The following is a 22,449-nucleotide window of genomic DNA, read 5'->3' as shown; positions in this document are numbered from 1 at the left end:
TCTTTTTCCACTTCGGTACTAATTGAACTCACGTCAGCAGCGGCTGCCAGGCGGCTTCAAGCTCTCGCTTCAGCGGGCGGCTGGAAGGCTTGTCTTTGCCCGCCAGCTTGCGAAACACACGGACGCCCTGGTAAATGATCCAGCGCTTCCAGGCCGGCACCCCCAGCACACCCATCGACTCATCAAAAATCTCATCGCAGCGCTCACGCGTGATGCTCACCAGCTCGCCCGCGACCACGATCGTCAAGTACTCACAAAGCAGGTCGTGCACCACAGCGGCCTGGCCGTAACTGCCCCAGGGCGGAATCAAATTCCACAGCAGCTGCGGCACGCTGGCCCCGTCGGTCAGATACCCCGTCGGGACCGTGACCCACTGCTCGCTGTACTGGCTGCCCAGGTAATAGCGATAGGGCGTGATCACGCGCCAGTGATCGGCCCCCAGCACCTGACTGGCTGCCGTGTCGTAGCGTATATCCAACGGGGCGGTGAATGACTGCATTAGCCTCTCCTCACGAAAATGTTCCGCCCGCAAGGCGAAACTGTTTGAGCAAATCCTCCAGGCGCTGCTCATGCTGGCCATAACCGGCCCCGGGCAGGCTGGCCCAGATGCTCCGGCACTTGTTGATCGCCGTTTCAATGCGCCCCGCATGTACGTCGGGCAGTGCCCGGCATTCGCGCAGGTGCTGCAAAGCCAACCGATCCTGACTGATTGGACAGAAATCCGCCAGCTTGAACAGCGTCCGGTAATGCGGTCAGTCCTTGAGCATCTGCTGATAGCGGCCAGAGGCGCTTGAGGTCAATCCACCCGTGTTGATAGTCTTGGACGATTGGCCTCGGACGAAGGGGGGATTGGTGAAACCCTTGAACACCTCCGATTCCTGTCGATGCCGGTCACAATACCGAGGTGCCTGATGGCAAGAAATCATCGCTCCTTTTCGATCCTATTCAAATGTGAAGCTGTGAGTCTGATGCTCGACCAAGGCTACCGTTATATGGAAGCAAGCCGCTCGCTGGGATGTTGACGCATCCTTTCCGGTCGCTCTTTTTAACTTTGCGGGATCAGCTCGACGAGACGCATAACACTGCCCTCGCCCGCTCCCACAGCTGCAGTCGATCTGCCAGGCCATTGAGGCCGCCATTGATCTTGCGCGTGATCGCTTCGAACTCATCCCGATCGGCTAAAGCGTTCAGCTCGCGCACCCACCAAAACCACGCGGCCGACTCGGCGGCCCATTGCGGCAGCTCGAGCAGCTCTGGCGTGCGCAGCAGACGCTCGTCACCAAACAGTGCCAAGCTGCAGCGCAGGTAGTTATTGCGGCCGGTCACCTGGATCAGGCCGCGACCGCGATAGCGCTGGCCGTCACCGTCCAGTTCTGGGGTATTGCCCAGCTTCACCGCCAAATTACCGATGTCGTATTTGCTCAGGTACTGCTCCCCGCCCAGCTCACGCACGTACTGCAGCTGGCCCGACTCGTGGCCCACCTGAGCCAAGAACGCGGCCTGTCGTTTCGGCGTATTAATTTGCCGGTGCGTCATGGCGGCATTTAAGACGGATACAAAAACGCCCGCTTGGTGGCGGGCGTTGTGCATGAGGCGTTGCAACTGTTGCTCACTTATAGCCATACAGACTCCAGAGGAAAAATAGAAACAACAATCTGAGGAATGGCCCGCACCGACAGCCAAACGGACAGCGCGGGATGCTTCGTGGTGGATGGCACCGCAGTACTGCCACCGGTGGTAACTGTTCCATTTAATTGGAAAGTTCCCGACCAACGGACTAGATTATATTTATGCGCTTTCTCCCTGACTCAGGCCAAAGACAGCCATTTTGCCGAGCAGAAATGCGGACGCGCATCTCCAGCGGAGGTCGTCATGCTGCAAACTAAAATCAGTGGACAGGTTCAAGTCGTTAACCCCATTGCGGATAGGAAACTCGCGCTTCATCTGGAAAGTTGCTTTCGGGAAAGTGATCCGGGGCTGTTGCCTGGAGCGCTGCGGCACATTGCTAAACTCAAAGGGTTTACCGAACTTTCACGTGAGACGGGTATTAGACGTACAACACTCTATCGGCTGCTCTCCATTGATGCGGACCCGAGCTTTTCAGACATCCTCAAAGTAACCCGTGCGCTGGGCTTCAAGCTACGCCTTGAACCAATTTCCACACTAGAGGCTCCAAACAATGAGTGCCAGTAACGCCCCTCCAGAGGATGAACAACCGAAAAAACGGAGTGTGTTAGCCCCAGACACACCGAATCACGCTGCACAAAATGACGCGCTGTCGGAAGTAACGTGGTTCGATGTCGGGAGTGCCCTGGACTTGCTGAACTCAATGACTCGTAGATCACGCACAAGGCCGGCAGCGAAACCGTTGGAGCGTAAATAAGAACTGGATCATCTCTTCCCCTTCAAAGAAAACCGGTAACGCGGGGTGGCGAATCGCTACTCCGCATTTTTTTGTGGGTGTTCTCATGAAGATCATCGTCCCGGCCGAGGGTGAATGGCCGTTCTTCCATTAGGTGAGGACCTCCACCTTGAGTGGCTTCGCGGCTTTTTTCGGTTTCTTGCCCTTGGCTTTCGCCTTGCCATGCTTGCCGCCATTGCACTCGACGGTGGTCGACCAGCCGGCTTGGGTGTACACCTGCTCGACCGAGTCCGCTAGGTACTCGCCATCGAGGCCGACCTTGAAGCCCTGAGCAATGATCGGGCGTTCGGCAAACATGTCCGTGCGCCCAGGCATCTCAAAGCGCACCCCGGCGCTCGATCGGTTGAACGCAGCCAAACGCGCCTTGGCAGCCGATTCGGCGGCGGTTTTGTTGGGGTAGATATGGCGATCGGTATGCACCGCCGGCAGCCCATCCGGCAGGTCGTCATTGTCCAGCGACACGACCACCAGCTTTCCGGTTTTCGGGTCTTGGTGCTTAGCCCCAACAGTCTTGTGCGTGTTGCGATCGCCGAGGGTGAATTGCCAGCGACTGACATCACTGCGCGTCAGGATGATCGCGCCAAACGCCTTACCGCTGGCCGTCTGCCCACCTTGGCGCGGCATGACCAACAATTTGCCGTCCGCGACCTTGGCCGTGCAGTCGTATTGCTTAGCCAGGCGCGTGATGAAATTGAAGTCAGACTCGCCGAGCTGATCGGCCCGGGCGACCTTGGTCGACACTGGACACCCCGGCGCCCAACCGTTACGCGTGGCGACATCACCGACGATCGTCGACAGCGGCACGTCCTCCCAGCTCCCGCTACGCACGGTCTTGCCGCTGCCGCGCATGTCGCTGGCCTTGCCCTTGATCACGATCGTATCCGGCGGACCGGACACCGTGACCTCATCGACCACGTAACGACCCATGCGGGCCAAACCTGTCTCGGCATAGCCCAGGTACACCTCGATTCCGATGCCGCGCCGGGGCAGTGTCACCAGCCCATCGCGGTCATCTATGCGCAACTCAAACGTGTCCGAATCCATACCCGGTTTGTCTGTGGTGCTGAGCTGGATCAGCCGATCGTTGATCAGTCCGGTGATATCGGCGCCATCGGCCACGATACGAAATTGGGGTGTCATCGAATTTTTCCCAAAAAAAAACCCGCACAAGGCGGGCAAAAAAGTAAGGATTGAAGCGATTAACGACACGAGTGTAGTCCATCAATCCCACAGCGTGATTTGTTCTTGAGCGGGCGCCGCCAGATCCGGCAGTATGATCAGCACACCTGCGCGGTACGGCTGGGGCTCATCAGCCAACCCCTGATTGACATCAAGGACCGCCTCCACGCTGCCGTTGAGGTGGCCATAGAAGTTATGGCAGATGGTGTCCAGCAGATCCCCGTCAGACGTTCTGCATGTCGTCGCCATAGCGCACAAACTCCAGAGTGAACCCTTGTTTACGCGGGATGCCGCCCTGCATCAGCGAGCTTTGTTCTTCGTCGACGCTTTTCAGGCACCAGGTGCCCAGCACGTCGCCATAACCCGTGGTCAGCGTCAGCGGCTTAAGCTGGGCGCCGAGTGCGCGCAGCGTGTCGAGTTGCTTTAGTCCGCCCTTGAAGCCGGGAAAAATCGCGCCCTTGAGCGTGATCTTTTCGTCACCCATGCCCACGCCTTGCTGCGCCGGTCGACGCGACAGGCGTTCCTGAGAGGCCCAACGGAATTCGGTCGAGCGCCGCAACTCGTCAAAGGCCGCCGTGTCGAGGTTGAAGAAATACGGCTGCGCCTTGGGGTCTTCAGGCTGGATGATCAGCAGGTGCGGAAACGGCTTCACCGCCTCCGGCGCCGGCGTCTGATCCGTGGCAAAGGCCCCCGTGGGCACGATGTTGGCCAGTGACGGACTGACCTTGCCGGCAATCTTGTTGATCGCCGTCGCCGCCTTGCCCGCCTGTTCCTTCAGCACGCCCAGGCGTTCGTCAATTTGCGACAGCGCCCGGGTGGCCGTGCCGTACATGGCCACCACTTGCCCGACCTTGGCCTGAGCCGCATTCACCCCGCGCATGACGCGCTGAAGCTTGGCCCCGACCGCCGGCCCGACAAAGGGCAAGCCCTCCAGCTCGGACGCCGCGCCGGTGATTTCCCCGATCGCGCCATTCACCGGCCCCAACATGCCGTCCAGGCTGCGCCGCCCGGTTTCCCCGGCCGAGGCCAGAAACTTCAGCCCCGACTGTAACCGCTGCAATGAAGTCTTTTCCTGATCAGACATACGCCCTCCTGATTAAACGTGCGGCGCATCAAAGAGCTGTGCGCTCCCCATTTTCTTGGCCATGTCGCGATAGTGCTGATCGAGCAACGGCTTGAGCTGGCCATAGAGTTGCGCCGCGTCCTTGACGTCACCGTTGACCGTTAGCGAAAACGGTGCCTGAATCGCCACGTTGGACTCGACTTTGGGCGCCTCCGCTTTCGCGGCCATCGGCTTGACCAAGGCCCCCGCTGCCGCGTCGGCACTGGCCGGCGGCAACATCATGGCTTTGGCCGCCTCCCCCGGTTGCGGCGCCGGATCTTCCAGGCCCGAACGAATGACTTTCGGTCGACGCAACTCAGAGCCCGGAAAGCGCACCTTGTTGGCAAAGTGCGGCATCAGCATGGCGTCTTTTGAGTTGAGGTCGCGCGGGTCATACGACACCGGCGGCGCGGCTGGCACGAGCGGCGCGGCGGCTGTCGTCGCGGCGACACTCGCCCCCGGGCCAGCGCCGGGATTGGCCAGCATCAGCGGCCCGGTGGTCGACGGTCCGAATGATTGGGCAATGCCGCCCAGCACCGGCGGGATGTCCTTGCCAGCATTGGCCATCATTAGCGGCCCAGCGGCCGGCAGGCGCTTCAGCTCGTCAGGCGTGCCAAACGCGGCCTTACCCAGCGCACCGCCCAAGGCGTCACCGCCCTGGCTGCCGAGATAGCCGCCAATCAAACCGCCGACGAAAGTGCCGATCACCGGCAGCACCATCGAACCGAGCGCCGCCCCAGCGGCCGCCCCGGTCAGCGTACCCGCCAAGCCCCCAGCGGCCGCGCCGTAACCTTCGGCCTTTTCGTCCTGCGTCACCGCGTTGTCGTAGGTGTCCTGGGCCTTCAAGCCGGCCTCGACGACCGCAAAGATGGCCGGCCCTTTCACCCCCGACGCCACGGTCCGCCCGACGCCACTCACCGCCCGGCCGACCGAACCGGCAGTGCCGGCCGCCTTGGCCGTGTTTGCGGCGGTCGAGGCGACGGTGGCCAATTTGCCGGCTTTGCCCCCACGGCCGCCCTTCCTGCCCTTCTTACCGCGTTTGCCGTCGTCGTCCAGATCGCCGGCATCCAGACCACCACCCCCGCCACCACCCCCCACCACAATGACCTTTTGCGGGATGTTCGGATTCCCCATCAGCGAGCCACGGCCGATATTGAGCAAGCCCTTGGCGATCTTGAAAGTACTCATGGCGCTCTGAAAGGCAATCACCGCCGCCACGGCCGCGCCGATCCCGGTCACCACCTTGGGCGATTCGTCCGACAGCTTGCTCAGCCCCTGGGTGACGTAGGTCAGTCCATCCGCCACCTTGTCCGTGACCGGGCGGAACGCGTCGCCGATAGCGCGCATGGCGTCGTCCATGCCCTGGGCCATTTCCGACCACTTCTGCGCCGACGATTGCCGGCGCTCCTCAAGGTTCTTGTCCAAGATCCCGGTGGCGTTGGCCGAATCCTTTTTCAGACTGGCGTACAGCTCCTTGTTCTGCATGAACGCCGTCAGCGCGCCCTTAACCTGCATGTCGGCGAACAGATCGCCGGTGCGCAAGGCTTGTTCCAGGGACGCGATCATGGCCTTGGCTTTTTCCGGGTCCGCCTCCTTGCTGATCTTGGCCGTGGCTTCTGCCATGGCGGCGGCCTTCTTCGGATCGGTCGCCGCGATGTATTTTTGCGCCAGCTCAAAGCTGGACTCCAGAGTGGATTTGCCATTCTGCAGCCCGGTATTCATCGACGCCTGATAATCGATCCCGGCCTTTTTGTAGGCCTCGACCGTGTCACCCGAGCCGATCTTTTCCATCCAGTTTTTGAGGTTGTTGGCCGCCTCATCGGAACCGCCGGCGGTCTTCATCTGCACCTGAAGCATGGCGCCCAGTTGCGACACCGAGTCCATGCCGGTGATACCCAGCTTGCCCATGCCCGCCAGCAACTCGGGGAACCAACGCGCCATGTCGGCCGCTTCGAAACTGCCCGCCTGCCCTTGATAGGCGATCGCCTCCAGGGCCTTTTGCATCATGGCCGGGTCGGTGATCTTGGCGTTTTGCCCCAGGGCGTTGATCATGCGCGCCGTTTCGCCACCGTCGGAGCCCTGCCCCACGGCGAACTTGGCGGCTGTCGGGGCGTATTGCAGGGCCTTGTCCAGCTCCATGCCGGCGCCCACCAGGGCGTTGACCACCTCGGCCACCTGGTTGCGCGCCATGCCCGTGTCCCGCGACGTGTCGACGATCTTTCTCGACAGCTGCGCTTCTTCGGGTTTGTTGGCAATGTTGGACTTGATCGCAATGTCCCGAATGATCGCGCCATAGTCCGCGCTGACCTTGGTCGGAATCGCCATCGCCGCCGTGGCGGCCACGGCTTGGCCAACGCTGCTTTTGAGCTTCTGTTTGCCTTCATCGAGTTGCTGGTGACCTTTGGCCTTCAGCTCGGCCTTGTTCGCCGCCTGCCCCATGGCCGCATAGGCCTTGGTCAGATTGCGCACTTCCACGCCTTCTTTCTTCAGGCTGTTCAGGTTGCTTTCGAGTTGCTTTTGCAACGCCGCGGCGCCCTTCTCGCCGGCCATGTGCGCCCGGCGCCATTCGTCGCGCAGGCGCATGGTGTCGCCAATGGTCTTTTCCAGCACCCGGGCTTTTTTGCCTTCCGTCTCCAGCCGCTTGATGCGACTGGTGACGTCCTTGAACGCCGAGCCCACCGTGGAGCTGACCGCCCCGCCAATGACCAGACCGAGCGCGAGTTTGTTCGCCATGTGCGTGCCCTATACGTCGGGGAGTTCAAAGGCGGCTCAATCCGTGAGCCACCACAGCATCTGATCGAAGGGCAGGCCCTCAATCTCGGCCGCCGAGAACCCTGTCTCTTTGGCCAAGCGTTGAGCCGTGTCCCGCAGCGTGACGGCGTTAAACGTCGTCTTCGTCGACCAGGCGAAAATAGCCCGCCGAAAGGCGCTGATAGTCCCTGAATTTCAGGGTCGACAGTTCGGCCTCAGACAGCCCGGTGAGGCTGCTGAACAACGACAGCTCCTGCTTTTCAAAGTCGCCATTGCCGGCGATCTTGGATGCGCGCCAGTCCTTGACGCTGGGCGCGCGCATGGTCAGCGCGTCCGTGAGGACGTCACTGATCAAGGTTGGGTATTTGAGCGTTACGGTCACGCCCTCGTCGCTGAGCTTCAGCCACTTCGGCAAGGTCAAATCGCTGGTGACTTGGGTTACTTGAGTCATGTTCTTTTAGTCCTTAGAGGCCGAGGGCCGAGCGTTCTGCCGCCAGTTGATCGACGCCGTCGACCACCTGAATCATGTTGACCGGGTCGATCTCGTACATCACGCGGCCGTCGATTTCGAGCTTGTAATAAACGCCCTTGATCGCGTGCTTGATTTCCGCTTTATCGCCCGGCTTCCAGTCGCCCATGTCGACCTCTTTAATGCCGCCGCGCAGGGTGACCACGACCGGCGTCACCACGCCTTTCAGGCCCCGGAAGGCCCCCCGAAAAACGATGGTGCAGGCGGTCTGATCGGCCAGACCGAAGTACTTCAGCGACTCGCGGCGCACGCCGTTGGTGGTAAACGCCGCCTCGAGCTTTTCCAGGCCCATGGCCATTTCGATCGGGGCGGACATGCCGCCGCCCTGATAGTCGTCGGTCTTTTGCGTCAGCTTGGGCAGCGACAGGGTCGGCACGTCGCCGGCGAAACTCACACCGTCGACAAAGGCGTTCATGTTGGAGAGAACTTGAGGAATCATCGTGCGAGCCCCTTAGGCGGTTTCAAGAACTTCGGTCAACCATTCGTTGGTGACTTCAATGAGGAAATTCGGGTTTTCGGCCGGCGGCACGTCGGTAAAACGGATGCGCCAGTAAATTTTGCCCTGCTCGATTTGGCTGGCCGTGTTCATCTCCTTGTCCGCATAGACTTCGAAGTTGATCACCGCGCCGGCATTCTTCTGGTCGCGCATGAACGCCTGAAGGCCTTCGGTCACGTCCTGCACGTAGGTTTTGGTGATCGAGCGGTCGACCGCCCATTTGTGCCCCGCCTGGATCGCATCCATCAGGATGTCGCAGGTGCGCACCCGGGTGACGAACGCCCATTTCGGATCAGCGGACAGCGTGCGGTTGCCCCACAGGCGATAACCGCCATCGCGCAAAATCGTGGCGATGTTCGCGTTATTCAGCAGGTTGGCCCGGCAGGTTTCGTCACCGTCCAAGTACTCGATCGGGCGCGTGGTGCCGGTGATGCCGACAAACTCTTTGTTCGACGGCGACGCCCAGTAGCCGTAATTGGCATCGGTCCAGGCAAAGAGCCCAGCGACCCACGCCGAACCCGGGGCGTCGACCGTGGCACTGAGAACGGTGTCCCAGTACTTGACGCCGGGGTCGACCAGATACAGGCGCTTACTGCCGAACTCCAGGGCGTAAGCCATGGCCGCCTCATCGGTGGTGTTCGGGCCGTCGAGGATGGCGATCGCGCGCAACTTGCTGGCCAGCGCGTCCATGGCGGTGGCCACCGCTTGGGTCGACGAATGCCCCGGGGCGATCAGCAGCTTGGGCTGGGCGTTGTGCTTGCTCTTGCCGTCCAGCAGCGCTTGCAGGCCGGTACGCTGGCCATCGGCCAGAACACCACCAATGATGGCGGACGTTTGCAGCGCGGCGTCTTCCAGCTTGGGCACGCCGATGGCGACGATCACCGCCTTGGCGCGCACGTAGATCGCCTTGGCGGCCTTGGTGATTGCCGAGTCAGGGCCGAACGCGGCAATGGCTTCGCGCTCGGACGTGAGCAACACCAGCTCGCCGGCCAGGGCCTTGCCACCGCCCAACAGGCCCGGGGTGAAGGTGTCGCACAGGCCGATGATCGACGACGACGGCAGCGAGATGGTGCGCGCGCCGGTGTCGATCAACGTGGTGGTGACGCCGTGAAAGAAACTCATAAGGCTTACTCTCCAGAAACGAAAAAGCCCCGCATAAGCGAGGCTGTCAGGGATGGTCGTGTTACGCGTAACGGAAAAGAAAACGCCCCGTCAGTGCGGGGCGTTAGTTCGGCTCGGGCTCCAGCTCGGGGGCCGGCCCTGGATCAGGAAGTGGCAACGAATCGGGCCAACCTTCAGCCAGCATTTCGGCGCGATACTCGCCTGCCTCGACCGCGCTTAACAGCGTCATTTCCCGGTCAAAACAGGCTTGCACATGCGCACGAACGGCTGTCGCCGTTTCGATCAGTTGCGGCGCTGTCAACTCGACAAATCCGCTGCCGGTCTTCCAGCTGCATTTGTAGGCCGGATCGAGGATTGCCGACACTGCCGCGCTGGCAATCAAGCCCTGGCCATCACGAGTGGTCTCAATCTCAAGCCCGTTGACGGTAATGCCAACGCCTTCGCGCTTATAGCGCTCGGCGGCGATCAAGGCGGGATAATCCACTAAGGGAGAAGACCCCGCCGCGAGCGCGAGCGCCTCAGCCTCGTTTATTGGCAGTAGGTCCGCTGGGGCCTCCGTCTTGCTGGCAAACGCATAAACGTTTTGCCCGGCATCAATGAAGTAATGCATTCAACGAATCTCCGACCAAGTAAGCAGGGTGTAGTTGTTCGGCGGAACCTTATAGGTCGCACCAGCGGGAACAATGGCGGTTACCGAGACACTGGAATTGGCAGTTGGAAAAGAAGATCCGTAAATAGACACCCCACCGACAATTAGCAGCGCTGTCTCGTTAGTGATGGTCGTAAGCAACCCCACGTTAACGAGAATGGGGCGGTCCAGGGTGTTGGTGTAGGTGACGTTAATCGCCCGCGACGCCCGCAGGTCAGTGACCGTCTTGAAGAGCTGGGCAAACCGGCTGTTGAACGTCAGGACCTGCGTTTCTAGCGCCGCAATGTCGATGTTTCCCTGATTGATCGGCGCGTTCCAGGCCTTGATGCACCACATCACCGCCAAGTTGCGCGGGCGCGCCTCGGCGCCACCCGATGACTGGGTTACGACGTTATTCGTTGCGTTGTATTGCTGGACAAAGAATCTTGACGTTGCTCCCGGCGCGAAGGTGTCATTCACCGTCTCGTAATCGGTGGCATGGGCATGCGCCTTGTTTTCATCGGCCTGCCAGCTACCAATCACCCGGCCAGCGTCAACGCCGCGCCCATGGTCCCAGCCCCGCAAGAACTCCCCTCGCGACTCCGGCAGTCGGAAGTTGCCGGCACCTTCATTGCCCAGGTTGAACACGCCACCCAGGAATGCCGCCAGATCGGGATAGGTCGCGATGCTCTGCACACTGCCGTCAATTTCCAGAAACCCCGGCGCGACCTTGTTCACCGGAAACGCCACCATCGCCCCCACCGGCAGCGCCGAAGCCTGGGCGATCATCGACTCGATTTGCGGCTTGGTGTAGGTGTCCGTAATGCCCATCGCAGCCAGCGTGCTGGGGTTGTCACCCGACACCACCACGCCACGATTGTTGACCTTCACCCGGGTGAACTCGCCGGCCGTTTTATTCGCCGGCAACACCTCCAGAATCGCCGCGTCGACGTAGGATCGTGAGGCCAGCACCACCGCCGGATCGATCTTGAGCGTGATGTTGCCGGAGTTGTTGACGATGAAATTCATCCGCATCACTTGCGTGCGGCCGGAGCCCTGCGACAACAACGGTTTATAGCTCGGCGCACAGTTGGCCACCGCCACCAGATCGCCGGCCTCGTCGTACAGGCCGATTTCGCGAATCCAGCGCCCGCCCTCATCGGCCGGAATGATCTGCTCGGCGATGATGATCGCCGGGTCTGCCGCGTCGACCTTGAGCTGATTCAGCGGCCGGCGACGCCATTCGTTGATCAGGCTGGTTTGCGTGGCGGTCGGAATCGGGTCGGTCAGGTTGGCATCGCCCACGCCCATTTCGGTGATCTTCCAGGGAATGCCGAGCGCGTCGGCGTTCGCCTGCTTGGCCAGCCCTACGTTGGTAAGGATGGCGAAAAACTGGGAATTCGCATCAGTCATGGTAAACGTCCAGGGGGTCTATGGAGTGTTCGCGGCCGATCACGGCAAAGCGGCCTGTGACCTCGATGTCACGCATCACCGGCGGGTACACGTCGATTTCGTCGCCTTCGTAGAGGCAAGCGGCAATGTTCAAATGGCCTTTGGTTTCGAGGCTGATCGCCAGCCCCGTGAGCTGCCGCGTGACGGGCTTGGCGTCGTCAATCAGGCGCTCCAGCTCCTGATACATTTCCTCGGTGATGCCGGTATCCAGCACGCCGACCTTCAGCGCAAAGGTGCCCGGCGGCCCCTCCGGCACCGTCTTGAACCACTCGATAATTTCGATCAGATAGCCCAGGGGCTCGACCACCCGGCGCAACGCGCCGATGGTCCCCTTGTGGGCATGGATGTAATAAGACGCCTTGATGGCCGCGCGCTTGGTCGCTTCCGACCACCGATAGTCCCAGCGATCGACCGACCACGCCCACGCCAAATGCGGCAGCAAATGGACCGGGCAGGTGTCGGGGTTGTACAGGGTGCGCAGCGGGACAATGGTTCGCTCGTAGAAAGCCGCCTCCAGGGCGCGCTCCAGTTGCGTGCTGTTGCTCGGCAGCAGACTTTTCATGTAGCCCCCGCCAGCTTCACCTCATACCCCGCGCACCACGCCGCCTGCGCCTTGGTCGGCGCCAAGTCCACCCAGTCGACCAGCTCCACCCTGGCCACGCCGGCAACGTGCAATTGCGCGTCCACCGCCGACCGCGCCACCTCGACACCCAACCGCTTGCGCGGATTGATCCACGCCGCCAAACGCTTTTGAGCCTCGGCCAAACTGGCGTCCCCCTCAGGCCCGGCGCCAGTCATGTGCAGAATGGCGTCAACGCGATACTCGATAATCTCCGCGCTTTGCACCGTGACCCGATCGCACACCGGCCGCACGTCGTCGTCATTCAGGGCGGCCTTGACCGCGTCCAACAGCGCGGGACTGGCCTTGCCGCGCCCTTCAGACCCCAGCACCGTTACCGTAACGTAGCAAGGCGCCGGGCTTTCGGCCGTAGCATCGGCCACCAGCCCCGAGGCGTTGCGCGCGTGCAGGATGTAGCTGTTACGCGGCCCGGCCGTGGTCAGGCCCTCAAAAGCCAACTGGATGCGCTCGCGAAACGGGTCGTCCAGCTCCTTGACCTCAGGCACCGGTGGCACCGCGGCCAGATTCGCCGCCTGAATCACCAGACGTTTCTGGTTGTAGTTCGCCCCCAACTGATCAAGGTCAGGGCCGATCGCATGGGCCAGCAACAACGCCTTGCCGGCATCGTTGACTCGGGCGCGGTTACCGACCTTCAGATAGGCCGCCACTTCCAGCAATTTAACCACCGGATCGCTCTCCAGCGGCGCGCTCCAGTTTTCACCCATGTGGCCACGAAAGGTGGACAGCGCTTCGTCGTAAGTGTCTTCGAAGTCCAGCCCTTCCAAAACGTCCGGCGCCGGCAACGCCGATAGATCCACGATGCTCATACGCTCACCTCAAACAGAAAACGGTCGCCGAGGTATTCGCCGGCAAGACTTAGCTGAACCTTGCCGCCCAGCACCGACAGGATGCGGATGCGTTCCAGCTTGACGCGCGGTTCCCAGCGCCCGATCGCGCGGACCGCCTCGGCTTGAACCGAGCTTTTCCAGCCTTCGTTCATCGGCATGTCGACGTATGAGGGCACCTTGCTGCCGTACTCCGGCCGGTGCCGGCGACTGCCCAGCCGCGTGCCCAAGATGTCAGCGATGCACTGGCGCAGATGCGCGATGCCGGAGATGGGTTGGCCGGTGTGGCGATCCATTCCGATCATTGGGTTACTCCGACAATGGCTCCAGCTCTGGATGCGCTTTCAAAAACGCGTATTGATCGTCACCGCTGGCAGTGACACGACCCGCAACGACAGACAACGTACCGCCGCTGGGCAGAATCAGCGTTCGTGACGTAAAAACCTTGTCGCGAAAAACGTGCGGCGGCCCAACGGCCTCAACTGCGGCGGAGGTAGCAGGAAACCCCAGCGGTGCCGGCTTCAATCCCGGCACTGCAATGGCTTCGGCGGACTCGGCCGGATCGCCATCGGCTCTAGACTTACTCATAAGGCATACTCCGGGTATCAAAAAGCCCGCACTTGGCGGGCTGAAAAAGTTGTCTGTTAAAACTGCTGGTGTTTTGTAATGTCTCTCACCGCATCAGCAATTGCACCGGGATCAGCCCCATGACAGTTGACGGTGATATTCACCATCCTTGAGCGCGGCTCGCGAGCGACGTACTGCCCGCCGCTCAATACCCGCACCAGCGCCTCGGCGACTACAGCGGGATCAGCCTTACTCAAGACAATTGGCCAGCGCTCGCGCATTCGATACGCATCAAACTCTTGAGCGATCTGCCCCCTGAGCAGCTTCTCGATCACATCAACGCTATAAGTTTTTTCAGCAGAGCTCTGGGCTTCGACCATGTCGACCTCAATGCACGTGGTGGTTACTGTTGCCACCGGCGTCGATGATGGTGCCGGCACTGGTGATGTTTTGTGTGACGTGTAACGGTCCGTCGATCAGCACCGCGCCGACCAGTTTGACGGCCGGGGCTTTGAGCGTTGCCGACTCCGGTGTCAGCGCCACTTGAGTGCCACCGACCTTGGCCGTTACCGCATCATCCGTAACGACCACCTGCGTGCTACCGACCTTGATGGTTACCGTACCGGTCGGCAGGGTGATGCTGTAGGTCATGGCTTGCCAGTCGTAGACCAACGAGCCACCGTCATCGAAACGCCAGACCTCCACATGGTCGCGGTTATCCGGCGGCGCGCCGGCGTTACCGAACAAGCCCGGAATAAAGGTTCCCATGCCGGCCTGACCGCTGGGGTTAAACAACACCCCTTGCTCGCCAATGCTCGGTGCTCGCCAGTGCCGCGCCTTACCGGCCGCGAGACTGTGCCAACGCACCCAGGCGCTCGTCCACTCGCCATTCGATACTCGCACCATGGCCGCCGGCAGATCCAACCCGACCACCGCACACGGCATCAACATGGCCGCGATCATGCGGTCATGCTCACCTACCGCGAAACTCATAGTTCCTCCGGCTTAACCGGACCATCGCCCGGTTCAATGTCGAAAATCAGCGAGCCCGGCGGTTCGTCCGGCCATGGCCATTCCTCAACGCCCAAATAGAGTTGGTGAGTCCACTCCACCAACCAGACCACGTAGCCATCCAACTCCGGCTTGGTCCAATCCTGCAGCGCGTGGACAAACTCGGCGGGCTCAACTTCAAGCCCCCAGGTTTGCAAGCGCAGCAGGACGGCCAGTTGCGCTGCTAGGTGCGCGGCTTGCTGGCAGTGCTGTGGGCGTATCGGGTCGACAATGATCCGCGCTTCGAATTTACAAACGAGGGTTGTTTGCCCCGTGCCGATGTCGAGCCCCGGTTCCATTTCAGCCAGTTCGATGAACACCGCCGGCAGTGCAATACGGTCCTTGATGTTGGGCCACGCCGTCACGGCTTGAACGCCCGGCAGATGAGCCCTCAGGTTCTGTTCTATTGCCGTGTAGAGCTGGTCGAGACTAAAAGGCTCGTCAGACATTGGCCGCCCCCTTCAGGTACTTTTGCAATTCAAAGTTGAATTCCTGCCGCAGGATTTCCAGCAGGCGCGCATCCGCGCGTTTGACCCAACTGTCGAAGTGCGGCCGGGCTTGTTCCAGTGACACCTTGGCTTTGGCCAACGGAAAGCGATTGCCATTTTCCGCAACCCAGCCCGAACTGGCGCCGCTACGGGACGACACCGTGCTATCGGGATAGTCAGCCGTATTGAAATGTTTGCTCGCGGTGCGAATCCAGATATCGGGCTTGTTGCCGTAGACCTGCTTGAGAAAGGCGCCCTGATAACGCCGACCGGCCACCGACACGCCAGTGCCAGACTGTCGTGCCCGACCGATCCGACTGGACTCGATGGCATTCAAACCGAACCACAACTTGCCGCTGGTGGCCCCGCCAGCGACCGGGTAGCTGCGCAAGCGCTGACGAACCGCAGCAACTGCAATACGTTCCTGCCGACTCACGGCCCGGGCAATGTGCGTACGCAGCCAACCCAGCGTTTTGTTGATCGCCCGACGTTGGGCGGCGGCGGCCGCCTTGGGCACCAGCTTGGCGAAGTCCTCGAACGCGTTCAGGTCCGCCGTCGAGGACTGGATGGAAATCATCCCGCCACCGGCCGAGGGCTTGAAGTGACTGCCGACACTCATGGGCGCATCCTCAGAATCAAGGCAACCAGACCGTCGCCGCTCGGTTCCAGCTGCAGCAGGTCGTAGTCGCCACCGCCATCCAGCGCCGGCAGATCAATGCTAACCAGCATGCCCTGCTCCAGGCCGTGCGAATCGCTGACGCGAATCTCGAATCTCGGCTCTCGCAGCCCGGTGTTGAGCTTGCCGAATTTGGGCTGTAACCAGGGCGCGGCGAACATGCCAAGCACAGGTTCTGCTCGGCCCTCGATCCGGGCGCTGTCGCCCAGCGTTTCGAATACCACCGCGTCGACCTCGGCAATCAGATCGCGAAATCCCACGGTCAGAGTTCCAGCAGGATCTGTGCACGCGGCCGGGTGCACAGGTGCAGCGGGTTAGACTGGGCTTCGCCGGCCATGCCCTTGCCGAACTGCATCGGCTCAATCTTGCTGTAATACGGGATACCCTGGGTGTTGACCGTTTCCATGTAGTCAGCCGGTGCGAACACCGAGATGTACAAATCAGGAACTCCTTCAGGAACCAGCAACGCCTTATCGTCGTGGACGAACGACACACCGGCAACCTTGCCACGGTAGCGCTCCCAAGTAATACCGCCGAACTCAAAACTCTCCCGCGCATCGCCACGTAACGCCGCAGCCTGTAACGTTCCTTCGTAAGTTTTAACTACTGCCTTATGAGCGATCAGCTTGCTCCAGAAATGCTTGCCGCAGAAGGCGCGGGAACTGGTGCTGGTCACGGCGCCGAGTGCATCCTCCTGCATGTCCAGCGCTTCGAGGCACTTGACCCGCAGTTCAGTGCTTTGATCATTCAGGCCCATGGAGAGCTTCTGACGCTCTACACCGAAGCGGTCATACAGGTCCAGCAGCACCGTCGAACCATCGGCATCCAGGATCAGGCCATTGAGCGCGCCCATACGCTGAAACTCGTGGGTTGCGTCCAACTGACGACGCGCTTTGGCCAGACGGGTGTTGACCACGTCCTGCACCGCCTGCAACTCGGTGCGGGTACCGAAGGCGCGAATGCCCTGGATCTCATCGGCCTTGATGGTGAAGCGTTCCGGCAGGTGCACGGTATTGAACGGGATCAGGTTGCGCTTGCTCGCCGCGACCACTAGACCCGAACTGCCCCGCTCACCGGCCGGAACCAGCGCCAGGGTGTCACCATCCTTTTCGATCTGGACGGTCAGTGTGGTGATACCTTCCTCACGGAACAGGCCCAGGGCACTGATGCGGCCCGGCAGGTAGGGTTGATCGTTAAGTGCAGCAGTCAACGCGGTCACGGTAAACGCTTCGTCGTCAAAAATGGCGATCTCGGCCATGGGTACTCTCCAGAAATGAAAAAACCCGCGCAAGGCGGGCCGGGCAAACGTAGGGGATAGCCTTAGCGGACAATCAGGAAATGGCTGGCCAGGTCTTTTTCCGCCTCAGGGTCAAGCCCGGTCAGGTGCGCTTCGCTGACTTCCGCCAAGCGCACGACGGCGCGACCACGGCGCACGATGTCCGACTCTCCCAGGGGGCCGTAGAGGATCGCCACGGCAGACTGGGTACCGTCCTCAGCGGCCGGGGCATAGGGTGCGAATTCGCCTGTGGTTGTCACCAGGCCCAGAACCTGACCCGGATTCAGCGCAGGGCCCGCTGCAACGTTGATCGTCTCCCGAGAAATGTTCCCTGCGCCCTCGGACAGCAGAAACTCCCCCGCGTGAATTGACTCTTTTTTGATGCTCATGCTCTTGCTCCTTTCGCGCCGCGCGCAGTTCCAGATTGAGCCGCTTGTCGCGAGGCCCAGATCGAGGTGGGGTCAGGTTGTTTGGCCAGCACCTTGGGTGCCGGGTCGTGGTCCAGCGGCAGGCTGTTGTCGATTTCAAAGCCCTTGCCGCTGGTGACAATCTTGTCGAACAGGCGCGCACGGACCGCTGCAGCATCCAGCCCCGCCGAAACATACTCGGCGCTGAACTCTGGCAAGCGGGCGGCCACGCACAGGTCATTCACCGCTTTGGCGCGAGCCAGCCCGGCGAGGACGACCTCCTCACTTTCGAGCCGGGTCGAGCTGAGCAGCGATTCGACCAGGTTGCTGATGCCCGCCGCCGTGCAACGCTGGGTGATCATCAGTGCCAACTTGGCGGAATCGACGACCGGCGGCACCATTGGTGGATCGATCGGTTCCAGCTCCAGGTCCGGATCCGCTTCGGGTGGTTCGTCAAGCTGGGCCACCAGTTCAGCCGGTGCATGCTGGTAACGCTGCAACACAGCACCTTGACCGAGGCACGCCTTGACCGTGATGCCGTCGCCGACTTCATCGGCCAGGCCCAAGGCCACTGCTTCATTGGCGGTGAGCCAGGTTTCGGCGTTGACCATGCGTCGCAGCTCAGCGTCATCAATGTTCGGCGCCTTGGCCTTGTAGGCCGCAATAATCGCCTCGAGCGTCTGATCCAGCACATCAGCGACTCGGCGGAAGTCCTCAGCGTCGCCACCGGCATAGGTGTATGGGTTGTGGATCATCAGCATGGCGTTGGACGCGATCACCACCCGGTGTGCACCGCACACTGCCACACTCGCCGCGCTGGCAGCCAACGCATCAATCCGGCCAGTGCAGCGCTCGCCCAAACGCGACAGCGCGTTGTGCATGGCCAACCCATCAAACAAATCGCCACCGATGCTGTTGAACGCCGCGATCACCGGCGAGACGCCGTCGTCCATGGCGCGCAGGTCCTGTACAAATTGATTGGCCGTGATGCCCCAGGTGCCAATTTCGCCATAGACAAAGACTTCGATCACTCGCTCGGCGGCCTCGCCGCTGATCTGCAGCGCGTACCAGGTCTTGTCCTGAACCTGCACCCGCTGACCCGCGCGGTTGTAAACGCGCGGTCGCGTTTTTTTGCTCATGGTTGCTCCTTGTCGTCGTTGGTGTCGACGGCATCCAGGGTGTTGTAGTTGAGGCCGAGGGCGGTGGCCCGGGCCAGATCGGCGGCGTTTTCGGCATCGACTGTCTCGGCGTCGTAGCCCGTGCGCAGAACCATTTCGCTGCGCGAGGCAAAGCCGGCCTGCACTTCCATGCGTCGTGCCTGCACGTCCTGTACGGGCTGGATGTAGGCCCAACCTTGCGGCACCCAACGGGTTCGCAAATAGTTGCGGCGCTGCTGCGCGTAATCGGCCAGCACCAGGACACCGGATAACACGGCCATGTCCATCCAGGCCGCCCGCACCGGACGGCAGAGCTGGTGCACGTACACGCTGAATTGCAGTTGCTCCAGGCGGCGGCGAAACTCGTTGAGGACCACCCTTAGCGCTCGATCATTAATCCCGCGCATGTCACCAGTGAGGATTTCGTAAGGCGTGCCCGACCCCGCAGCAGCAGCCATCAGTTGCTGGCGCATGAAGTCCGGATAGTTGTTGCCCGCGTCCGGCGGCTTGGAGAACTCAACCTCTTCACCGGGTCCCAGTTCCTGCATGGTGCCGGGTTCCAGCGCGACCATCGGGGTGAAGCCATCACCGTCGAGGTCCAACAGCTGGCCGGTGACTGGATCGCGGGGCGTCTGTCCCGCGTCCGGAGGCGGGCGACTGATGAAGCCGGCAAACAGGTTGGCGACTTCCTGGCGAAACAACACGGCGTCGTCGTAGTTGTCGAGACTGCGCAGGCGTTTGAGCACCGGCGACAAGCGCGGCACGCCACGCAACTGACCGGGCTCAATCGGCTCGAAGATGTGCAGCACCTGGGTGGCCGGCACGCGGACCAACTGGTTATAGCCGGTGTTCTGCGACGCCGCATCGCGGGGGTGCGACAAGTACATCCAATACGCCACGCGCTTGCCGCCGGGAGTGAACTCAATGCCGGCACGGATGATATTGCCGGTTTTAGTGCTCTCGAACTTGTCATGCGGAACAAACTCCGGCGCCAGAATCTGCAACTGCAGCGGAACCGCCAAGCCCTCATCCAGGCTGCGCGGTCGCAGCCGCACAAAACACTCCCCGGAGGTTTCCACCGTACGGGCCACCAAAGCCTGCTGGCCGTAGAAATCGGTACGCTCATCGGCGTCCGACTCATCGACCCAATCCCCCCACAGCTCCTGCAGCAACTTGCGTAACGCATCATCGTCGGTCGTCGGCCGGGGGGTGATGCCCGTACCGATCAGGTTGCTGACACGTTTGTCGATCACGTTGAAGGCATACGGGTCATTGCGAACCGCTGCCCGGGAACGCGAGCGCAGATTGCGCAGGGCCGGTGTATTAATGCTGTTGATGCCGTTGTCCGGCGCATCCCAGCCCGCGGAACGACGGCCTTCGCCGGCACCTTCGTAACTGGCCTTGATGTTAGAGGGCAGGACAAAGCCGTTGCGGGTCAACGTCGGAAAGTGACGAGCCATTAAATCCCCTTCCCTGCGTGATACAGCCGAACCACGCGCGAGCGCGGCCCAGCTGCGCTGACCAGTGACGTGCGGATCTGGTCGCGAGCCTTGAGCAGCTCATCGACCGTGCGGTACTCCACGGTGCGGTCGGTGTAGCGCACGGTTTTTTCACCGCGAGCGATGGCCGCCTCAACCGCGTCGAGGTGCTTCTGGGTAAATGACATATCAGCGTCTCTTCAGGTAGCTGCTGCTGGAGCTGCGGCGTGGAGGGGTTCGTAAGGGTGGTGTTGGAGCCGCGGTGGCTTTGGGTGGTACGGCGACTTCAGCAGGCTTTTGCATCGGCACCGCAGGGGTGCGAATACGTTCGGCGACAATGGGTTTCTCCTCAAGCAAACCAGACGATGTACCGGCCTGGCCCAAGGCATTTTTTACCCGCTGCCAGTCGTGCTCCTTGTAGCGGTTGAGCCCTAGGTAATGCGCCATGGCCAAGGCGTACACCATCAGGTCGAGGGCCTCGTTACGTTCAGCCTTACCCTTAACCCACTCGATTTTCTTGTACCCTTTGACATACCGGGCGACCTTGCGCTCGGCCACACACTGGGCAAAAAAATCATCTGGCAAATCGTTGGCAAAGTGCAGCGCACCCGGACCGTCTTCCACCGGGTAACGGTTATAAATCCAGTCCTTGGCCGTGTCCGTACCGATTAGCCAGAGCTCAACTCCATTGCGCTCCGTCAAACCTTTCCAGGTCACGTCCATCATGGACGGGCGTTGGGCAATCACCGGCCGGCCAGGCTTACTGGCACCCTTGACCGCAAAAACATTACGCCAACGGCGCAAACGACAGAACTGGTACACCTCATCCACATGGTTACCGCCGGAGTCGATGGCCGTTGCCAAGATGGCCAGGGCCACACCGCACGGATGGGGGTACCGAGCCTTGAGTTTTTCATCGAGCGCCGCCCACGTGCGCTCATCGGACGGGTCTCCCCAAATGACCTGGTAGTCGATAATCCAGCGCTCCATACCAGCGCCCCAGCCCACCACCATGAACTCCAGGCGGTTGCCTTGGGTGTCGACCGATGCGGTGAGCATCAGTACCGCGGACGGCATGGATCCCAGTCCATAATTCTCCAAGCGTGCCCGGGCCATCAGGACATCAGCTTTGGTTTGTTCCTGGGCGCTGTCCCAGACCTTGGCCAGGCGCGTGTTGTAAAACACCTGCATGGGCTCAAGATCGCCTTTGTTCTGAGCCACCTTGGCCTTTTCAAACTGCATGGCCAATGCCGCCCAACCGGTCCAACCGGGTGGCGAGTACAACGCATTGAGGTTAAAGCCTACGGTTTCGCCATCGCCTTGGGCATGGGCGCGCCACTCCCCCTTCGCCAGCATCTCGCCCTTGTGAAATTCCTCAATCAGCACATCACAATCAGGACCGGCGCACTGGTAATGCACCACCTGGTAACCGGTCGAGTAATGCAGACGCTCCCACTCCAGAACCTGCATATGCCCGCAGGTCGGACAGGGCACGTAGTAATAGCGCTGGTCGCTGGACTCAAACAGATCCGCGATACGCGAGGCACCCTTGATCGTCGGCGAGCTGGAAAAATAGAACTTGGCATTGCGGCCAAAGGTACTGGCCCGCGTTTCGGCCAGCTCGACAGGGTCGCCCTCCTCACCCACGTCCACGACCCAGCGATCAACCTCATCCCCATAAATATAGCGGGCCGACAGCTCCGACAGGTTGGCGGCGGAGCCGGCGGTGGTAATGTACAACGACCCGCCTTCAAACTCCTTGGTGTCCATGGTGTTGCGCGCATCGCGCGAACGGTTGGCCGCCACACGCTCGCGCAGGACCGGTGTCGCCTTGATGGTTTTGCCGATCCGCGATGACACGCGCTTGGCCAAGCCCAGGCTCGGCAATAACGTCAGAACGTTGGACGGCGCCATGTGGATCAGGCCACCGATCCAGTTCAGCGCGATCTGTGTTTTCATCAGTTGCGAGGCCACCATGGTGACCACGCGCTTGCAGGGGTGTGCCGGGGACAGGCAACGCATGGGCTCCCGGGCATACGGTGTGCGCGAAGTGCGGTATTTGCCTGGCTCAGCAGCTCCGGTATCGCGCGGGATACGCATGTACTCGTCAGCCCATACATCAATCCAGACATCCGGTTCTGGTCTTAGCCCACGGAAATAAGCCTCACGGTACGCCTCTGCACCGTTCGGCATTTCCGGTGACAT

Annotated in this window: 27 protein-coding genes and 1 pseudogene; 1 reads left to right on the top strand and 27 read right to left on the bottom strand. The window is 61.2% G+C overall.

Features of this window, described 5'->3' with window-relative positions; translation table 11 throughout:
• Nucleotides 1-28: 28 nt before the first annotated feature.
• From ACA068_RS06410 to ACA068_RS06400, 3 genes are all read right to left on the bottom strand, one after another.
• Nucleotides 29-499 carry a DUF1353 domain-containing protein gene (locus ACA068_RS06410; protein WP_497308498.1) on the bottom strand — a complete coding sequence of 157 codons (471 nt, stop codon included), beginning with the start codon at nucleotides 497-499 and terminating at the stop codon, nucleotides 29-31.
• 10 nt (nucleotides 500-509) lie between these two features.
• Nucleotides 510-689 (bottom strand): lysozyme family protein, encoded by a 180-nt coding sequence (locus ACA068_RS06405; protein WP_497308496.1) that lies wholly within the window; start codon nucleotides 687-689, stop codon nucleotides 510-512.
• Nucleotides 690-1,059: 370 nt separating this feature from the next.
• Nucleotides 1,060-1,623, bottom strand: coding sequence for a glycoside hydrolase family 19 protein (locus ACA068_RS06400; protein WP_497308494.1), 564 nt, complete (start codon nucleotides 1,621-1,623; stop codon nucleotides 1,060-1,062).
• A gap of 39 nt (nucleotides 1,624-1,662) precedes the next feature.
• Between ACA068_RS06400 and ACA068_RS06395 the strand changes: the two genes are divergently transcribed.
• Complete coding sequence (locus tag ACA068_RS06395; RefSeq protein WP_497308492.1) at nucleotides 1,663-2,193, top strand: addiction module antidote protein; 531 nt, start codon at nucleotides 1,663-1,665, stop codon at nucleotides 2,191-2,193.
• Nucleotides 2,194-2,512: 319 nt separating this feature from the next.
• Here the strand turns inward: ACA068_RS06395 and ACA068_RS06390 are convergent, their stop codons facing one another.
• The 24 genes and pseudogenes from ACA068_RS06390 to ACA068_RS06275 form a co-directional block, all read right to left on the bottom strand.
• Entirely contained in the window at nucleotides 2,513-3,562 is a 1,050-nt protein-coding gene (locus ACA068_RS06390; protein ID WP_497308490.1) for a phage late control D family protein, read from the bottom strand.
• Nucleotides 3,563-3,643: 81 nt separating this feature from the next.
• On the bottom strand, nucleotides 3,644-3,850 hold the full coding sequence (locus tag ACA068_RS06385) for a tail protein X (protein ID WP_497308488.1): 207 nt from the start codon (nucleotides 3,848-3,850) through the stop codon (nucleotides 3,644-3,646).
• Complete coding sequence (locus tag ACA068_RS06380; RefSeq protein ID WP_497308486.1) at nucleotides 3,825-4,685, bottom strand: phage tail protein; 861 nt, start codon at nucleotides 4,683-4,685, stop codon at nucleotides 3,825-3,827. Before ACA068_RS06380 ends, ACA068_RS06385 begins: the two co-directional genes overlap by 26 nt.
• Before the next feature lie 12 nt (nucleotides 4,686-4,697).
• Nucleotides 4,698-7,436 (bottom strand): phage tail tape measure protein, encoded by a 2,739-nt coding sequence (locus tag ACA068_RS06375; protein WP_497308484.1) that lies wholly within the window; start codon nucleotides 7,434-7,436, stop codon nucleotides 4,698-4,700.
• Nucleotides 7,437-7,584: 148 nt separating this feature from the next.
• Nucleotides 7,585-7,905, bottom strand: coding sequence for a phage tail assembly protein (locus ACA068_RS06370; RefSeq protein WP_497308482.1), 321 nt, complete (start codon nucleotides 7,903-7,905; stop codon nucleotides 7,585-7,587).
• A 13-nt stretch (nucleotides 7,906-7,918) separates the two neighbouring features.
• Nucleotides 7,919-8,422, bottom strand: a complete 504-nt coding sequence (locus tag ACA068_RS06365) for a phage major tail tube protein (RefSeq protein ID WP_497308480.1) — start codon at nucleotides 8,420-8,422, stop codon at nucleotides 7,919-7,921.
• Between the two features lie 12 nt (nucleotides 8,423-8,434).
• Entirely contained in the window at nucleotides 8,435-9,601 is a 1,167-nt protein-coding gene (locus ACA068_RS06360) for a phage tail sheath subtilisin-like domain-containing protein (protein ID WP_497308478.1), read from the bottom strand.
• A 103-nt stretch (nucleotides 9,602-9,704) separates the two neighbouring features.
• On the bottom strand, nucleotides 9,705-10,211 hold the full coding sequence (locus ACA068_RS06355) for a DUF4376 domain-containing protein (protein ID WP_497308476.1): 507 nt from the start codon (nucleotides 10,209-10,211) through the stop codon (nucleotides 9,705-9,707).
• Between the two features lie 537 nt (nucleotides 10,212-10,748).
• A pseudogene (locus tag ACA068_RS06350) lies at nucleotides 10,749-11,642 on the bottom strand (phage tail protein); the annotation flags it as partial.
• Entirely contained in the window at nucleotides 11,635-12,243 is a 609-nt protein-coding gene (locus ACA068_RS06345) for a phage tail protein I (protein WP_497308474.1), read from the bottom strand. The gene ACA068_RS06345 and the pseudogene ACA068_RS06350, both read right to left, overlap by 8 nt.
• On the bottom strand, nucleotides 12,240-13,127 hold the full coding sequence (locus tag ACA068_RS06340) for a baseplate assembly protein (RefSeq protein WP_497308472.1): 888 nt from the start codon (nucleotides 13,125-13,127) through the stop codon (nucleotides 12,240-12,242). Before ACA068_RS06340 ends, ACA068_RS06345 begins: the two co-directional genes overlap by 4 nt.
• Nucleotides 13,124-13,450 carry a GPW/gp25 family protein gene (locus ACA068_RS06335; RefSeq protein ID WP_497308471.1) on the bottom strand — a complete coding sequence of 109 codons (327 nt, stop codon included), beginning with the start codon at nucleotides 13,448-13,450 and terminating at the stop codon, nucleotides 13,124-13,126. The genes ACA068_RS06340 and ACA068_RS06335 overlap by 4 nt, the downstream gene beginning before the upstream one ends.
• A gap of 4 nt (nucleotides 13,451-13,454) precedes the next feature.
• Entirely contained in the window at nucleotides 13,455-13,733 is a 279-nt protein-coding gene (locus ACA068_RS06330; RefSeq protein ID WP_497308470.1) for a hypothetical protein, read from the bottom strand.
• A gap of 56 nt (nucleotides 13,734-13,789) precedes the next feature.
• Nucleotides 13,790-14,092 (bottom strand): hypothetical protein, encoded by a 303-nt coding sequence (locus tag ACA068_RS06325; RefSeq protein ID WP_497308468.1) that lies wholly within the window; start codon nucleotides 14,090-14,092, stop codon nucleotides 13,790-13,792.
• A 7-nt stretch (nucleotides 14,093-14,099) separates the two neighbouring features.
• Nucleotides 14,100-14,705, bottom strand: a complete 606-nt coding sequence (locus tag ACA068_RS06320) for a phage baseplate assembly protein V (protein WP_497308466.1) — start codon at nucleotides 14,703-14,705, stop codon at nucleotides 14,100-14,102.
• Nucleotides 14,702-15,211, bottom strand: coding sequence for a hypothetical protein (locus ACA068_RS06315; protein WP_497308465.1), 510 nt, complete (start codon nucleotides 15,209-15,211; stop codon nucleotides 14,702-14,704). Before ACA068_RS06315 ends, ACA068_RS06320 begins: the two co-directional genes overlap by 4 nt.
• On the bottom strand, nucleotides 15,204-15,869 hold the full coding sequence (locus ACA068_RS06310) for a hypothetical protein (RefSeq protein ID WP_497308463.1): 666 nt from the start codon (nucleotides 15,867-15,869) through the stop codon (nucleotides 15,204-15,206). Before ACA068_RS06310 ends, ACA068_RS06315 begins: the two co-directional genes overlap by 8 nt.
• Complete coding sequence (locus ACA068_RS06305; protein WP_497308461.1) at nucleotides 15,866-16,186, bottom strand: head-tail joining protein; 321 nt, start codon at nucleotides 16,184-16,186, stop codon at nucleotides 15,866-15,868. The genes ACA068_RS06310 and ACA068_RS06305 overlap by 4 nt, the downstream gene beginning before the upstream one ends.
• 2 nt (nucleotides 16,187-16,188) lie before the next feature.
• Nucleotides 16,189-17,184 carry a major capsid protein gene (locus ACA068_RS06300; RefSeq protein WP_497308459.1) on the bottom strand — a complete coding sequence of 332 codons (996 nt, stop codon included), beginning with the start codon at nucleotides 17,182-17,184 and terminating at the stop codon, nucleotides 16,189-16,191.
• A 62-nt stretch (nucleotides 17,185-17,246) separates the two neighbouring features.
• The gene (locus tag ACA068_RS06295) at nucleotides 17,247-17,591 is read right to left on the bottom strand and encodes a head decoration protein (RefSeq protein WP_497308457.1); all 345 of its coding nucleotides are present in this window, start codon (nucleotides 17,589-17,591) and stop codon (nucleotides 17,247-17,249) included.
• On the bottom strand, nucleotides 17,588-18,748 hold the full coding sequence (locus ACA068_RS06290; RefSeq protein WP_497308455.1) for a head maturation protease, ClpP-related: 1,161 nt from the start codon (nucleotides 18,746-18,748) through the stop codon (nucleotides 17,588-17,590). The genes ACA068_RS06295 and ACA068_RS06290 overlap by 4 nt, the downstream gene beginning before the upstream one ends.
• Nucleotides 18,745-20,226: a phage portal protein gene (locus ACA068_RS06285; protein WP_497308453.1), complete on the bottom strand. Its 1,482-nt coding sequence runs from the start codon at nucleotides 20,224-20,226 to the stop codon at nucleotides 18,745-18,747. Before ACA068_RS06285 ends, ACA068_RS06290 begins: the two co-directional genes overlap by 4 nt.
• Nucleotides 20,226-20,432 (bottom strand): phage head-tail joining protein, encoded by a 207-nt coding sequence (locus ACA068_RS06280; protein WP_497308451.1) that lies wholly within the window; start codon nucleotides 20,430-20,432, stop codon nucleotides 20,226-20,228. The genes ACA068_RS06285 and ACA068_RS06280 overlap by 1 nt, the downstream gene beginning before the upstream one ends.
• Nucleotide 20,433: 1 nt before the next feature.
• Complete coding sequence (locus tag ACA068_RS06275) at nucleotides 20,434-22,449, bottom strand: phage terminase large subunit family protein (protein ID WP_497308449.1); 2,016 nt, start codon at nucleotides 22,447-22,449, stop codon at nucleotides 20,434-20,436.

The organism is Pseudomonas sp. LBUM1660, assembly GCF_059695935.1.
The sequence above is the reverse complement of the archived record's forward strand: the minus strand, read 5'-3'. Positions and strand labels throughout refer to the sequence as shown.

Bases quoted from the DNA above. Each gene is read 5' to 3' on its own strand.
- ACA068_RS06365 (WP_497308480.1), bottom strand. From the start codon at position 8,422: ATGATTCCTCAAGTTCTCTCCAACATGAACGCCTTTGTCGACGGTGTG.
- ACA068_RS06360 (WP_497308478.1), bottom strand. From the start codon at position 9,601: ATGAGTTTCTTTCACGGCGTCACCACCACGTTGATCGACACCGGCGCG.
- ACA068_RS06295 (WP_497308457.1), bottom strand. From the start codon at position 17,591: ATGAGCATCAAAAAAGAGTCAATTCACGCGGGGGAGTTTCTGCTGTCC.
- ACA068_RS06400 (WP_497308494.1), bottom strand. From the start codon at position 1,623: ATGGCTATAAGTGAGCAACAGTTGCAACGCCTCATGCACAACGCCCGC.
- ACA068_RS06320 (WP_497308466.1), bottom strand. From the start codon at position 14,705: ATGAGTTTCGCGGTAGGTGAGCATGACCGCATGATCGCGGCCATGTTG.
- ACA068_RS06335 (WP_497308471.1), bottom strand. From the start codon at position 13,450: ATGATCGGAATGGATCGCCACACCGGCCAACCCATCTCCGGCATCGCG.
- ACA068_RS06345 (WP_497308474.1), bottom strand. From the start codon at position 12,243: ATGAAAAGTCTGCTGCCGAGCAACAGCACGCAACTGGAGCGCGCCCTG.
- ACA068_RS06315 (WP_497308465.1), bottom strand. From the start codon at position 15,211: ATGTCTGACGAGCCTTTTAGTCTCGACCAGCTCTACACGGCAATAGAA.
- ACA068_RS06275 (WP_497308449.1), bottom strand. From the start codon at position 22,449: ATGTCACCGGAAATGCCGAACGGTGCAGAGGCGTACCGTGAGGCTTAT.
- ACA068_RS06355 (WP_497308476.1), bottom strand. From the start codon at position 10,211: ATGCATTACTTCATTGATGCCGGGCAAAACGTTTATGCGTTTGCCAGC.
- ACA068_RS06280 (WP_497308451.1), bottom strand. From the start codon at position 20,432: ATGTCATTTACCCAGAAGCACCTCGACGCGGTTGAGGCGGCCATCGCT.
- ACA068_RS06375 (WP_497308484.1), bottom strand. From the start codon at position 7,436: ATGGCGAACAAACTCGCGCTCGGTCTGGTCATTGGCGGGGCGGTCAGC.
- ACA068_RS06325 (WP_497308468.1), bottom strand. From the start codon at position 14,092: ATGGTCGAAGCCCAGAGCTCTGCTGAAAAAACTTATAGCGTTGATGTG.
- ACA068_RS06390 (WP_497308490.1), bottom strand. From the start codon at position 3,562: ATGACACCCCAATTTCGTATCGTGGCCGATGGCGCCGATATCACCGGA.
- ACA068_RS06300 (WP_497308459.1), bottom strand. From the start codon at position 17,184: ATGGCCGAGATCGCCATTTTTGACGACGAAGCGTTTACCGTGACCGCG.
- ACA068_RS06285 (WP_497308453.1), bottom strand. From the start codon at position 20,226: ATGGCTCGTCACTTTCCGACGTTGACCCGCAACGGCTTTGTCCTGCCC.
- ACA068_RS06385 (WP_497308488.1), bottom strand. From the start codon at position 3,850: ATGGCGACGACATGCAGAACGTCTGACGGGGATCTGCTGGACACCATC.
- ACA068_RS06310 (WP_497308463.1), bottom strand. From the start codon at position 15,869: ATGAGTGTCGGCAGTCACTTCAAGCCCTCGGCCGGTGGCGGGATGATT.
- ACA068_RS06380 (WP_497308486.1), bottom strand. From the start codon at position 4,685: ATGTCTGATCAGGAAAAGACTTCATTGCAGCGGTTACAGTCGGGGCTG.
- ACA068_RS06340 (WP_497308472.1), bottom strand. From the start codon at position 13,127: ATGAGCATCGTGGATCTATCGGCGTTGCCGGCGCCGGACGTTTTGGAA.
- ACA068_RS06330 (WP_497308470.1), bottom strand. From the start codon at position 13,733: ATGAGTAAGTCTAGAGCCGATGGCGATCCGGCCGAGTCCGCCGAAGCC.
- ACA068_RS06410 (WP_497308498.1), bottom strand. From the start codon at position 499: ATGCAGTCATTCACCGCCCCGTTGGATATACGCTACGACACGGCAGCC.
- ACA068_RS06370 (WP_497308482.1), bottom strand. From the start codon at position 7,905: ATGACTCAAGTAACCCAAGTCACCAGCGATTTGACCTTGCCGAAGTGG.
- ACA068_RS06290 (WP_497308455.1), bottom strand. From the start codon at position 18,748: ATGAGCAAAAAAACGCGACCGCGCGTTTACAACCGCGCGGGTCAGCGG.
- ACA068_RS06395 (WP_497308492.1), top strand. From the start codon at position 1,663: ATGGCCCGCACCGACAGCCAAACGGACAGCGCGGGATGCTTCGTGGTG.